Raw genomic sequence first — 13,823 nt, 5'->3', positions numbered from 1 at the left:
CTACTCCCCAATCTAGCCAGCTTAAAAAAAGTTGTGGAGCCGCTGCTTGTCAAGTTTCCTCACCAAAGCTCGTCCGGCTTAATTAGTTTAAAAGTAGCTTTACAGTCTTCCAGCGCTTAGTGTTCGCAGTTGCGGAGAAAATCTGGTATTTTTGTTTAAGTTTCACGAGTTGGTAGGTGCAATGCTACTTTATAGACTGTTAATTTGGAGAACTAGCTACTATTGCTTCAACCCGAAACACACCAACTTTCTTGTGCCATCCCTGGTTTTGTTGGGGAAAGCCAAGCTGAATCAAGCATTTAGGGCACCCGTCAGAACACTCGCAATTTAAGGCTAGAGACATTGCTTTAGCAGCAAATAACGGTAGATGTTTCCCGATTTATTCAGATGCTCCATTTCCCCCATCTGTTGTATCAAAAATGTATCAAAAAAATAGGCGACTGCAGGTCAACCCTGGTTCCCATTGTCGGCGTGGGGCGCATACTCCTCGATTGAATTATAGCGAACTGATTTTTGTTATTTGATATTTTCCAGCCAAGGAGGGTTAGTCATTTTGTACCTCCAGAAACGTGAGAAAGGCTATCTATAGCAGATATATTTTGAGTGACAGCTTTGCAGTAGCCCAGAAGCGCTACTGCAAACCCCATACTACAAAACCCCTTTAGAACTCGGAATCCGACTGGCGCGCCGCGGATCGATTTCTACCGCCATCCGCAGAGCTCGCGCAAATGCTTTAAACGCCGCTTCCACAATGTGATGAGAATTTCCCCCCTGCAACTGGCGAATGTGCAGTGTCATTTGAGTGTGGTTCACCACCGCCGCAAAAAACTCTTTGACTAATTCAGTATCGTAAGTGCCGATCCGCTGGTTGGGAATTTCCAAGCTGTAACTTAAGTGAGGCCGTCCCGAAAAGTCGAGCACTACTTCAATTAAAGCTTCATCCAAAGGTGCGATGAAATGCCCGAAGCGAGAAATGCCCGATCGATCGCCGACAGCTTTTGCTAGCGCTTGACCTAAGGTAATTCCCACATCTTCGTTCGTGTGGTGGTCGTCAATCTCCAAATCCCCGATCGCCTGCACGTCCAAATCGATCAATCCGTGAGAAGCAATCTGGTGCAACATATGGTCTAAAAACGGAATCCCCGTAGACGCCTTGCAAGTTCCCACACCGTCGAGATTGAGGCTGGCCGTGACATCCGTTTCCAGTGTCGTGCGTTTCACCAAGGCGGCCCTAGCTGGTTGAACTGAAGTTGCAGGAGGTACAGAAGGGCGATCTATTATCTCCATAATTCGCAATGGGTCATTCATTAGTTATTGATAATTAGTAATTGAAGATTACAGATTGAGCAGCGCTGATTCTCAAGTGTTTAGTTAAGAGAATTATGCACAACTCAAAACTCTCGAAAGGGGCGGCTTTTGCATAAAACTTACTTGTTAAAGTTAAAGTTTATTGTCTCAACCCGCCCCTACATAACTCAAAATTCTCGACAACTGTTACATTCCCATGATTTCGTAACCGGCATCGACATACAAAACTTGACCCGTAATTCCGCTAGCGAGATTGCTGCACAGAAAAGCCGCAGCATTTCCCACTTCCTGCTGAGTCACCGTCCGCCGCAGCGGCGCCACTTCCTCAACGTGGTGGATCATGTCAAGAATACCGCCAACTGCTGACGAAGCCAGAGTCCGAATCGGGCCAGAAGAAATCGCATTTACCCGAATATTTAACGGGCCCAGTTCAGCAGCCAGATAACGAACATTCATTTCCAAAGCCGCCTTAGCAATTCCCATCACATTATAATTAGGAACTACCCGGACGCCGCCCAAATAAGTCAGCGTCACAATACTGCCACCCTCGGCCATCAGCGGTTTAGCTGCTGCACAAAGCCGTACCAGCGAGTAAGCGCTAATATCCAAAGCATTGGAGAAACCTTGGCGCGAAGTGTTGGTGAAATCTCCCGAAAGTTCGTCCTTGCCAGCAAAAGCCAAACAGTGGATCAGGACATCTAACTTGCCCCACTTGTCGGCGATGGTTTGAAAAGTAGACTCAATTTCGCTCTCGTCTTGGACATTGCAGGGCAAATACAGACTGGGATTGAGCGGTTCCACCAGTTCAGCGACTTTGCGCTCGTGCTTGCCTTTCTCGTCCTTCAAATAAGTTATGCCGAGGTTGGCCCCAGCTTTGTGGAGCTGCTGAGCGATGCCCCAGGCGATCGAGCGATTGTTGGCAATGCCCGTAACAAGAGCATTTTTTCCGGTCAAATCTATCATCTGTATTTCTTCTAGAAGCAACTAGCACCGTTCTCATTGGCTCTGTGCGACAACCCCGCCAGTTTAGACACAACTGATTCAGCTTTAACTGATTGAGACACAATTGAGACACAATTGAGACACAATTGAGACACAATTATATTAATTTTGCTGTGGAGCTACATGGGGGCGGAATTGAAAAAGTTAAGAGAAGGGCTAGATTTAATCATACAGTGCGTGTTTACCTTAACATTAGATGGAAGTAACCGAATCCTTGGATATGGGAGGTTGGGCAGTATATTTACTCAATAAGGTTAATCGGCAAGTTATAAAGTATTGATTAGTACAGAAGGATCTAGTCGTGACGCATGATAGACCGCTAGCAGCCGTGTTCCGCCAAATCAGCGGCGGGGCGTTTCCACCCATTGTGGAAACCTTTGAACGGGGCAAGACAATTTTTTTCCCTGGAGACCCGGCTGAGCGCGTCTACGTTCTCATTAGAGGTGCTGTGAAGCTCTCCAGGGTGTACGAAGCAGGGGAAGAAATTACAGTCGCCCTCCTGCGCGAAAATAGCGTATTTGGGGTGCTGTCTCTGATTACGGGACACCGATCGGACAGGTTTTACCACGCGGTAGCCTTTACGCCGGTAGAGTTGATCTCGTTGCCGATCGAACAAGTCGAGAAAGCGCTCAAGGAAGACCCGGAACTGTCGATGGTGATGCTGCGGGGACTGTCGTCTCGGATTTTGCAAACCGAGATGATGATTGAAACGCTGGCCCACCGAGATATGGGTTCGAGACTGGTCAGCTTTTTGCTGATTCTGTGCCGGGATTTTGGCGTGCCCGGTACAGAGGGGATTACGATTGATTTGAAGCTGTCCCACCAGGCGATCGCCGAAGCGATCGGCTCGACTCGGGTAACGGTGACTCGTTTGCTGGGGGATCTCAGGCAAGAAACAATGATCTCGATCCACAAGAAAAAGATCACAGTCCACAACCCGGTGGCTTTAAGCCAGCAATTCACTTGATGCCGAGAAAGTATAGGATTTTGGATTTTGGATTTTAGATTCAATCCAAAATCCAAAATCCAAAATCTAAAATCGGAATGACTGCTGGATACATCCTGGTATTTGTAATGTTAGTGTTGGGGGGTGTGATCGCCACTGTCAGCGATCGCCTTGGGACGAAAGTCGGCAAGGCAAGGTTGAGCTTATTCAAGCTTCGCCCCCGCGATACTGCTGTTGTTGTGACAGTGATGGCCGGCAGCATCCTGTCAGCAATTACTCTGGCCATTTTGTTTGCTACTAGCAAGCCGCTGCGAACAGGAGTTTTTAGAATAGACGAGATTCAAAAAAGGCTCAACAACGCCCGCAGAGAAATCAACCTTGCCACTCAAGAAAAAAATCGAGTTGAAAGTGAATTAGCTCAAGCCAGAGCCGCTCAAGCGCAAGCTAGAGCCAATTTAGAGCAAATTAATCAATCGCTCCAAGCAGCTAATGCCGAGCAAGCTCGGACGCAAACAAAATTAAACTCGCTGCGGGCCCAGCTCAACAGCGTGCAAGCAGCCAAGTCTAAAACTGAACAGCAGTTAAGTCAGGTAGAAGCGGCTAAATCTAAGACAGAAGAACAGCTCAGCAGCGTGGAAGCAGCTAAATCCCGCACCGAAGAACAATTGAAACTGGTTGAAACGATCCGATCGACTACACAAGCTCAGCTCGATCGCACTGAGAACCAATTGAAAACAGTTTCTGCTCAAAAAACGACTTTAGGATCGGAAATCGCCCAACTCCAAGAGGAACGCCAACAGTTAATCGAGCAGCGAGAGCAGGTAAAAACTCAAATTGCCCAGCGCGATCGAGAAATTGCCAAGCGAGACGCAGAAATTGCCCAGCGGGACAAGGAAATTGCCCAGCGAGAGGGAGAAATTGTTAAGCGAGACGCAGCAATTGTTGATCGCAACGAACTAATTGCCCAACGAGACAAGGAAATTGCTCAGCGGGTGCAAAATCTCGCCGAGCGCGATCGAACTATTGTCGAGCGCGACAAAGTAATTGCCGAGAGGGAAGCACTATTAGAAACCTTGGCACAGCAACAAGCTCAACTCGAACAGCAACAAACTGTCTTGCAGCAGCAAGTGCAAGTTTTGGAACGCGACTTTCAGGCAATCCGCGAGGGTACAGTTGCCATCAGGCGCGGTCAAATTTTAGCTGCTGGCGTCGTTCGCATTATCGAACCCGGTATGGCGAGCCGCGCGATCGATCGGCTTTTGCAAGAAGCAAATAAAACCACCGTGGGACTCATGCAGCCGGAAAATAGGAAGGTTAGAGACCAGGTTATTCAAATTACTAAAGCAGAAATCGATCAACTAATTAGTCAGATTAAAGACGGTCAAGACTACGTGGTGCGAATTGTCGCCGGCGCTAATTACCTGCGGGAAGAAAAGGTAATTAAGGTATTTGCAGAAGCAGAAATCAATCGAGTGGTTTTCCGCGCTGGAGATGTAATTGCAGGGGTTGCTGTCGATCCGGTGACTTTGACCGACGAACAGGTGCGACAGCAGTTGCTGCAATTGATAGAAGCTTGTCAATTTCGCGCTCGCCTGATCGGTGTTGTCGGCGGTAGAGTCCAAGTTGCCGACAGTCAGATTGAAACTTTAGCTGGTTTTATCGAGCAGTTGCAGCAGTACGAGAAACCGCTGGACGTTCAGGCGATCGCTGCAGATGTCACTTACATCGCCGGCCCGCTTAAAATAGATTTAGTGGCTCTTGAAAACGGAGCCGTTGTTTTCCGCACCGGACAACAAACACAAGGCCCAGGAGACGTGAAAATTAAAAAATAAATTTGGTAATTAATAATGGGTAACTGGCTATGATTTTAGGTTTCGATCCAGGTAAAGACAAGTGTGGCATAGCTGTAATGGGTAGAGATAAGAAGGTCTGCTACCATCAAGTTGTGCTGTCGGAAGCAGCGATATCTACTATTCAATCTTTGTGCGAACAGTTTCCCATTGATTTAGTGGTGATCGGAGATCAAACGACTTCTAAGAGTTGGAAACAAAAACTGACGCAGAGTGTGTCGCCTGCGCTCAAAATTGTTCAGGTGGACGAGAGGTACAGCAGTTTAGAAGCAAGGGAACGCTACTGGCAAATGTACCCTCCGACGGGACTCGACCGCTTGATTCCGAAGGGAATGCGGACGCCGCCGAGACCGGTGGACGATATTGTGGCGATCGTCCTAATTCAGAGGTATTTAAACAAAAGTTAGTCAATTTTATAAGCGTTACCACTGATTCTCTTTGATGATTAAGGAATCAATGTGTTTGGGTGGCTCTTGACTTTTTAACGTAAATAAAATACACCCTAAATTTAGTGAATTTATCATTAAATAACAGTTAGTGTTACTTGATGACAGCTTCGGTCAAAATTACCTTACCATTCTGCCGGACTTGTAGGCGTTCCGGGTTAATCGAATAGATAATATTGCCGTTAGTCGCTTCATAAGTTCCGTCGTCACCTGTCCTTACTTGCATGACATTGATTTGGCTGCCATTTATTTTGCTCAGGCCGCGGTAAAAAATTTCGCCTTCCTGGGTTTTGCAAATGTATATAGAAAAGTTGGGCGTTGCGAAAAAGTGCACCATTTGGGCCCTCGGACATCCCTCAACTTGAGCAATTTGCAGCGGTTGATTATTGCCCAAAGTGTTGGGTGCGATCGCCCGAACTTTGCCAATCGGTTGATTTAGTGGAGTTGCTTTTGCTGAGGCTGTCAAAAAGCCGTGAAGCGAAGCTATCCCGAAGGGAATCGCACTAATGCCCGCCATAACTAGACCTACTCCTTTAATGCCCTTAACCCTATCTTTATAAAACATCTTGTCACTCCTGGTTTTAACTATATAATTACATCTTAAGCGATCTTTGCTGGATATTAATAATATTTAATAGCAGAGGTGAAAGGTGCAGGAACACGGTACACCGTCGGTTTAAGTAAGGTGCGAACTGTGCACCCTACACCCGTGAAAATACATAAGTATGTCAATGCGATCGAAGGAAAGCAATCTCTTGCATTTATGACATTTTTAAGATTTTATGACTTGTTCACGCTGATCTGAGAAACCGGGTTTCTTCATATATTTCTCGTTACTAAACCTTTGATTTTCCTATAAACCGGGTTTCTCGCCTCCCATGCGATCGCGAACTGACTCAGTTACAGGGTAATGTTTATTTGCAGTTAGCTATTTAGTGAATAATAAAAAGGGAAACAGAAGAAACATTTTTTCTCCCATTTCCCATTTCTTAAATAACCCTCGTCCTGACTGCGAACCTGGTAATTAATTAACTGCTGCCAACTGTTTGTCTTTGAGTTCCACAGGCGCGGTTAATGCCTCTTCCAAATCCGCACAGCCGAGTTTTTCCTCCAAAATAGCCATCACTTCGCGGCCGAAATCATTGGAATTACGCTGCCAAGCTTCTAAACAAATTTGCCCGAAAAACGAACCCAAAGGCTCTGGATTCCAAAGCAATTTGCGCGCAGTCCAAGGCATCAAACTCATGGGATCGTAACCAGGTTGCAGAATCTCCTTTTTAAAGGCGTATTCTTCCAAAATTGTGTGCGGCTGCAACCCGATAAAGAAAATCGCTGGTTCTACTTTATCGGCTCCAAAAATACGCTCTAATTCTCGGTGATAAGCAATAGTTTGCCGGATAGTTTCAAAGGTTTCGTCAATGACATTAAACGAGTAATTAACGGAAACCACATCGTTGTAACCTGCTGCTTTTAAATCGCGACAATTTTCCAAAACTACTCGCAAGTTGTAGCCCATCCGCATTTTCCGAACCAGTTCCTGAGAACCGCTGGTGATGCCGATTTCAAAGTAATTCATCCCCGTTTTTACCATCAAATCGCACAACTCGGGTGTGAGATTGTCCGCACGGATGTAAGCGGCCCAGTGTATGTCGTCCATGCCAGCGGCGATGATTTTTTGCAATAATTCAACTGCATCGTCGATGAATTTGCGTGCTGGGATAAATTGAGCGTCGGTAAACCAGAAATTGCGAATACCTCGATCGTACAATTGCCGAATCTCGGCCACCACCTCATCCGCCGGATTGATCCGCACTTGTTTCCCTTCAATCACCGTATAAATGCAGTAACAGCAATTATGAGGACAGCCGCGCTTGGTTTGGACTCCGACGTAGAAGTCCATATCCTGTAGATAATAGGAAAACTCCGGCCAAATCGTTTCGATGTAGTTATAATTGCAGGCAGTTTTCTCGATGTTGGCTGGCTTTTCGTGAATTAGCTTCGCGCGCGGCACGGTTTCTCCCACCACATAACATCTTTCCTCGGCCAAATCTTCGCCCTTAATCAACTTCTCCAGCAAAGCTTCGCCTTCCCCCACCGAAACCACAGTTCCCGCCGGCAAACTGCGGCCCAACTGCTCGTAAAAGACGCTCACAGCACCGCCGCCGACCACTGCACGAGCTTCGGGGCGGTATTTCCGGGCCCGCTTCAATCCGCGCTTAATCAGTCCCAAATTGCGCCAGAGTTCGGTGTAGTAAGACGCTGCTAAACGCAGTCCTCCGAGTGCTCCCCGGAACTTGATCAGCAGATTTTTGGCGTAGTAAAACTCGAAGGCATTTTGCAGCGGATTGCCGCCCCTGCCGCCCACGGGCGCATAAATTTGAATGTCCCGCCAAGAGAAAACCAGCAGAGTCGGCTTAAACTCGTCTATGCTGGCATCCAAAGCTTTAGCGAAATCCAGGGGGGGCACCGCACCTAAATCGAAAATGCGCTGTTCGACATCGGGAAACAGCTTGTGTACGTGATCCGAAAGATACACAACTCCGATCGGGAAAATAGGATTGCAAGGGAGGCGAACGTACAGGACTCGGTTTTCTCGGTTTTCCATGATTGCCATATCCTAAAGTGGAACTTTTTCAGCTATGTTAATATTCTTTTAATATAACTTTACAATCTGTCTAATTTTCGCAATTTGACATTAAATATTCTTAAATTTTTCTATTGGGATTAAGGCCGAGCTTGTTGGTGTCGATCGGCGACAGCAGTAGAAAAAAGCTAATTTTTAAGTCAATACAGCGTATTTTGACAGAAAATCCCAGCGGGGAGTTAAAAACCAGATATTTATCCGGTTAAATTTTAAGTTAGGTACGATCGGTCTCTAATGTGTAAGGGAGTTGGTAGTCGGCTTTACAGTAGGCTGGGATCGCCTAGTGTTAGCCTGAGAAGATAACTAAAACTTTTAGGCAAGGCTCCCTCAGCATTTATGGCTCAAATTCTTGACCCCGTACCCTCAGACGCCGACAGCAAAATTCTGTGCTGCTACGTCAACGCCACCAGTCAGATTCAGATTGCTCGCATCGCCAACATTCCTAACTGGTACTTTGAACGAGTGGTGTTTCCCGGACAGCGCTTAGTGTTTGAAGCGATGCCGGCGGCAGCATTGGAAATTCACACCGGGATGATGGCCAGTGCAATTTTGTCGGATAAAATTCCTTGCGATCGCTTGCAGATTAACGAAGGCCCCTATTCAAACGTCAATCCTAGCAGATCGCCAGAGGCAGTTCAGGGCGATCGAGCAGTAATGGTCGGCCGCCCCAAATCCCGAGAAATCTCAGAACCTTTGACTGTCCCGGCACTAACCGCCGTCGATTAATCGCAGTTGTGAGTTTTGAGTTATAAATTGTCAGTTAATTGATAACTCCGCGCTCAAAATTCCAACTTCTCCAAAGCGGTAAAAACTCAACAGTTAAGAATCAAAGTTTCTGGAATGAATTTTAGATCAAGACTCACAACTGCAAATATTGTCCGGTTTTTCGTATTTCCCTGAGTTTTCTTGCGGGCCCGAAAGCTGTGCAAAAATATCATTAAACAGCTTCTCGAATTTCAGCCATGTCAGCACAACCGATCGCCTCTTCCCCATCTTCTGCCCCAGTATTTGAGCCGGCGATATTCCGGCTTTCTCCCCTGATTAGAATCACGCTGTTGAGCTTGTACGCAGCCCTGACAATTCCCTTGCCCTTTTTGTCGGAAGTAACCAAAGCGCCAGTTCCCCCCGCCGCACTCTGGGTGGCAATTTTTGTCGGGGCTGTGGGCCTGTACGGCGTGCTCAGTGAAAGGGTAATTTTGAGCGAAGAAGGGATTGAAGTCACGTATCCCAAATGGTTTCCGCGTTTGTTTCGCAAGGGTTGGTCGCTACCTTGGACTGAGGTGAAAGCTCTCAAACCTCGATCGACCGGTCAAGGAGGTTTAGTTTACTATTTTTTGAGTCATTCGGGTGAAGGCTATTTGTTGCCAATGCGAGTGGCTGGGTTTGGTAAATTAGTCGGTTTGGTGGAAGCAAAAACAGGTATTGATACTAGAGATGTCCGCCCTTTGTCGCAGCCTTGGATGTATCTTATTTTGCTCTTCTGTACGCTGCTGTTGCTGTTGGTAGATGCGTGGACGATTGTCACGGCGATCGGGCTTAAAGGCAATCTGTAATATTATGTCCGGTAGAATAACCGTTATCAAGTTTGTACTGAGGATTTCAGTCCTCATAAAACTTGCTCGGACTGAAGTCCTAACTAAGCTGTACTACATTTAGTTTTTATCTTTGGGGCGGGCTAGAAGCAACGGCTCACAAAAGTTGCCATCAAAATAAGTATATAGATTAAACGTGTGACAACTTAAAAACCTCTTTGATTGTGTTCTTTTCAGCGGATACGCTTAGCTAAAAAACATTTAGTTAGTTTGCATTTTTAAAACTCTTAAATTTATTGTGGGGTGGGCATCTTGCCCGCCCTATCCAGGTTAAATGTGGAACATCTTATTATCAAACACGCGCAAAAAAGAAAAACCCGGTTTCTTTAAGAAGCCGGGTTTTTACGTATTCTATTGTTTATTTAAGCTACTTAACTTCAGCCGATCGCCGACTGTGAGGTGATTCGTAGTAAACTCCAGAACCTGTATCCGAGACAAAATGACAATCCCAGTAAGAGCGAATAAAACTCTTCCAAATTGGCTCAGTTGACTTGCGATAATAATCGCCCAACACTGGCTTGATGGCTTCCGTTGCTTCCTTCAAGTGATAGTGCGGCATTGTCGAGAAAATGTGGTGGGCTACGTGGGTGCCGATATCGTGATGGATGGAATTGATGATGCCGTAGTCGCGATCGATCGTAGACAATGCACCTTTCAAGAAAGACCAATCTTTACCCCGATACCAAGGAATATCGGCTTCTGTGTGGTGCAGGAATGTTACCAAATCCAGCCACATCACGAACACTACATAGGGAACCAAGTAGAACTTGAGTAAAAACAGCCAACCAAACTGATAGGTTAGGGCGCCTAAAAAGGCTACCATCAGTACCAAGGATGCGGAACTCGTCAACACATCCCATTTTTCGGACGGACGGAAAATCGAGCTACCGGGCATGAAGTGAGAACCTTCCCGATCGGGCGATCGCCGAAATAGATAAATTGGATAGGCAAATAACATCAAATAAAAGCGTCCCAGCTTTTCGTACCAAGGCATTTGATTGTATTTGCTCTCCGATACCGGATACCAGCTTTCATCGTTATCTAAGCTGCCTGTATTTGCGTGGTGGGTTCTGTGACTAATCCGCCAACCGTGGAAGGGCACGAGAATTGGAGCGTGGGAGAGGTGTCCTATCAGGTTGTTGAGCCATTTGCTCTTAGAAAATGAACCGTGTCCGCAGTCATGGCCCACTACAAACAATGCCCAGAACATTGTTCCCTGCATCAACCAAAAGATTGGGTAAAACAGCCAGGAATCGACGGTGTAGGCGATCGCATACAAACCGGCGATGATGCCAATATCTAAAAAGAAATAAGCCAGAGATTTCCATGCCGAGGGCTCAAAACAGTGGGCTGGAATGGCTGCCTTGATATCTTGAAGAGTAAAAGGTAACTCTGTTGTACGAGAGGACGAGTCTTGATTGCTCGGGGGATTGAGAACAGTATTTGATTGCACGAAGTTTCCGATTTAAGCTGACTTGAGAAACCGCATTCCGCCTTGTAACAGTCAATCGATTTTAGATTTTAGATTTTAGATTTTAGATTCACTCCACAGATGAATCTGGGGGCTTAACTAAGATCTAAATTTTTTGGCTCTCCCGGACAGGAGTCGGGGGGTTGTATCCCTATGCAGGTGAAATCACTGCTTCAAACTGCAAGGAGCCATATTTTTACTCTGCAAGGGTTCCTAAAGTTCTTTAGTTCGCATGAACAGCCCGTCCGCGATTCTCAAGCAAGTTGGCTTGTGGAATACTTGTGTGGGAAAAATTAGTGCGATCGACCCTGTTATCTGAAAAAATCTCATGTGCCCGTTGTTGGTGCGAAATGCGACTTCCATCTGAGAGTGGACATCTGGAGGAACTACCTCCAGTCTGCAGGTAGCATACAGCCTTTCGAGCAGAAATTGTGAACGAGAGTGTAGGGAAAAACCATCGATTTTAGATTGGCGATTGTAGATTCAAGCACAAATCTCAAATCTCCAATCTCCCATCTCCAATCCGAGGGTTGGCTTTCACACAAGTTTTACCCAAGCGACTGTTTACTACAGTTCACAAATTCTGCAAGAATTGCTAAAGCTAAGTTAATGTAACATTTCTACACACATTCTGGCAATGACTTACCGGAAAAACTTGAAAATCCATAAATTGGGGAAAGTGACGGGCGATCACTTTCTCTATTTTGGATTTTCTAGGTTCCAGCTTTTTCTAATATGAGCTTAGACCGTTTTACCACTTCTGGAACGTCGATCGGATAATCACCAGTGAAACAGGCCGAACAAAAACTCATCGGGTCTTCGTTAGTCGCCCTCAGCATTCCATCCCAACTCAAGAAAGCCAAAGAATCAACCCCTATTTGGGCGCCGATTTCTGCGACTGACTTAGTAGCTGCAATCAACTGATCTTGATTGTCGGTGTCGATCCCGTAGAAACAAGGATGAGTCACCGGTGGCGAAGAAATTCTCATGTGAACGGCCGTTGCGCCCGCATCCCGCAAGGCTTTGACTATTTTGCGGCTGGTTGTGCCGCGCACGATCGAATCGTCGATAATAATTACTCGCTTCCCTTCCAACACATCTTTGAGAGGGTTGAGTTTCATGCGGATTCCTGACTCCCGCATTGTCTGAGTCGGTTGAATAAAAGTGCGCCCGACGTAGCGGTTTTTAATTAATCCTTCGGCGTAAGGAATGCCGGAAGCTTGAGAAAAGCCGATAGCTGCCGGGATTCCAGAATCGGGAACGCCGATGACTATATCCGCATCAGCCGGAGATTCTGCTGCCAACAAACGCCCGATCCGCAGCCGGTAGCTGTACAAACTTTCACCTTCCATCTGGCTGTCCGGGCGAGCAAAATAGATCATTTCAAAGATACAAAGTTTGCGCTTCTGCTGCTGACTCCAGTGGAAGGAAGCCATACCTTCCTCTGTAATCCAAACTAATTCCCCCGGTTCTACGTCCCGCAAAAATTCAGCACCGATAATATCCAAGCCACAAGTTTCCGATGCTAAAACGTATCGTACCGGAGTTGTGGGGAGGATGCCAATTACCAGCGGGCGGACGCCCTGGGGGTCGCGAACTCCCATCACGCCTTTGGGGGTGGCGATCGTCAAACTAAAGGCTCCTTGGCACATACCAAAGGCACTGATCGCTGCTTCGAGCCAGTCTTTGCCCTTGTCTACCTCGGAACCGATCGCCACTGCGATCGCCTCTGAATCCGTCGTGCTGACAAATTCGCACTTCCGAGACAGCAATTCTTCCCGCAATTCTTTGGTATTGACAAGATTCCCGTTATGTGCTAATGCGAGACTTCCCAAACGGGTTTCGACGACAACAGGTTGAGCGTTGACCACCCGCGACGAGCCGGTAGTAGAGTAGCGAGTGTGGCCTACGGCTAAGTTACCGGGCAAGTGACCTAAACTCGATTCGTTAAAGACTTGGGAAACCAGTCCCATATCTTTGTGAAGGTGGACTTTTTCACCTTCAAAGGTGGCAATTCCTGCTGATTCCTGACCGCGGTGCTGCAAAGCATACAAACCGAAGTAGGTCAACTTGGCGACATCTTCACCCGGTGCGTAGATACCGAAAACGCCACAAGCTTCCTCTGGCTTGTCGGGTTTGTTAGAATGCTCGTCAGCCGCGAAGGAATGGTTGGGAATCATAGATGGGTGGGTTCCTAATGGGGAAGGTGGGTTAGGGGGACAGTTTCAGCGGGAAATCTTGTTTGCGAAAGCGTCGCATAACTTAACATTCCCTTAATCTTGCCACGTATCTGTCATTATTTCCAACTCGTGTAGCATTTCAGACAGAAGCGATGGGGCGTTTAATGGCATTGTAGTATCGATCGCCCCCTGATCCTATATTAACCTTGATTAATTGCGGGCGGTCGGGCGATCGATGGGGCGCGATCGATGGGGCGCGCTCGGGCGCTCGATTAGGCGATTAAAAGAGATTGTTGGCGAATATCGCGGAGGGTGTTACCCCTCACATCTGGAATGCAGCATTTGGGTTCGTTATTGGTAGTTAATAGCTATATGGTTAATTAA

At 46.8% G+C, this 13,823-nt stretch carries 11 protein-coding genes; 5 read left to right on the top strand and 6 right to left on the bottom strand.

Annotated features, from left to right (window positions below; all coding sequences use genetic code 11):
- Positions 1-648: 648 nt before the first annotated feature.
- Together hisB and fabI are read right to left on the bottom strand one after the other, a co-directional pair.
- Positions 649-1,308, bottom strand: a complete 660-nt coding sequence (hisB, locus tag D0A34_26525) for an imidazoleglycerol-phosphate dehydratase HisB (protein UNU21927.1) — start codon at positions 1,306-1,308, stop codon at positions 649-651.
- Positions 1,309-1,494: 186 nt separating this feature from the next.
- Complete coding sequence (gene fabI / locus D0A34_26520) at positions 1,495-2,271, bottom strand: enoyl-[acyl-carrier-protein] reductase FabI (GenBank protein ID UNU21926.1); 777 nt, start codon at positions 2,269-2,271, stop codon at positions 1,495-1,497.
- Positions 2,272-2,611: 340 nt separating this feature from the next.
- On the opposite strand from fabI, the gene ntcA reads away from it, so the two are divergent.
- From ntcA to ruvX, 3 genes are all read left to right on the top strand, one after another.
- On the top strand, positions 2,612-3,277 hold the full coding sequence (gene ntcA, locus D0A34_26515) for a global nitrogen regulator NtcA (protein UNU21925.1): 666 nt from the start codon (positions 2,612-2,614) through the stop codon (positions 3,275-3,277).
- 77 nt (positions 3,278-3,354) lie between these two features.
- Positions 3,355-5,088: a DUF3084 domain-containing protein gene (locus D0A34_26510; protein UNU21924.1), complete on the top strand. Its 1,734-nt coding sequence runs from the start codon at positions 3,355-3,357 to the stop codon at positions 5,086-5,088.
- Between the two features lie 29 nt (positions 5,089-5,117).
- Positions 5,118-5,513 (top strand): Holliday junction resolvase RuvX, encoded by a 396-nt coding sequence (gene ruvX / locus D0A34_26505; GenBank protein UNU21923.1) that lies wholly within the window; start codon positions 5,118-5,120, stop codon positions 5,511-5,513.
- Between the two features lie 133 nt (positions 5,514-5,646).
- On the opposite strand, the gene D0A34_26500 is transcribed toward ruvX, so the two are convergent.
- Together D0A34_26500 and D0A34_26495 are read right to left on the bottom strand one after the other, a co-directional pair.
- Positions 5,647-6,117 carry a hypothetical protein gene (locus tag D0A34_26500; GenBank protein UNU21922.1) on the bottom strand — a complete coding sequence of 157 codons (471 nt, stop codon included), beginning with the start codon at positions 6,115-6,117 and terminating at the stop codon, positions 5,647-5,649.
- 459 nt (positions 6,118-6,576) lie between these two features.
- A complete protein-coding gene (locus D0A34_26495) occupies positions 6,577-8,157 on the bottom strand; it encodes a radical SAM protein (protein UNU21921.1) in 1,581 nt (526 codons plus the stop codon).
- Between the two features lie 375 nt (positions 8,158-8,532).
- Here D0A34_26495 and D0A34_26490 point away from each other — a divergent pair, with 375 nt between their 5' ends.
- Positions 8,533-8,922, top strand: coding sequence for a DUF1830 domain-containing protein (locus tag D0A34_26490; protein UNU21920.1), 390 nt, complete (start codon positions 8,533-8,535; stop codon positions 8,920-8,922).
- A gap of 236 nt (positions 8,923-9,158) precedes the next feature.
- Positions 9,159-9,749: a hypothetical protein gene (locus D0A34_26485; GenBank protein UNU21919.1), complete on the top strand. Its 591-nt coding sequence runs from the start codon at positions 9,159-9,161 to the stop codon at positions 9,747-9,749.
- Between the two features lie 406 nt (positions 9,750-10,155).
- Here the strand turns inward: D0A34_26485 and D0A34_26480 are convergent, their stop codons facing one another.
- Entirely contained in the window at positions 10,156-11,241 is a 1,086-nt protein-coding gene (locus D0A34_26480; GenBank protein UNU21918.1) for a DUF3474 domain-containing protein, read from the bottom strand.
- A 731-nt stretch (positions 11,242-11,972) separates the two neighbouring features.
- The gene (locus D0A34_26475) at positions 11,973-13,439 is read right to left on the bottom strand and encodes an amidophosphoribosyltransferase (protein UNU21917.1); all 1,467 of its coding nucleotides are present in this window, start codon (positions 13,437-13,439) and stop codon (positions 11,973-11,975) included.
- Positions 13,440-13,823 lie beyond the last annotated feature (384 nt).

The organism is Microcoleus vaginatus PCC 9802 (assembly GCA_022701275.1).
GTDB lineage: Bacteria > Cyanobacteriota > Cyanobacteriia > Cyanobacteriales > Microcoleaceae > Microcoleus > Microcoleus vaginatus_A.
The sequence above is the reverse complement of the archived record's forward strand: the minus strand, read 5'-3'. Positions and strand labels throughout refer to the sequence as shown.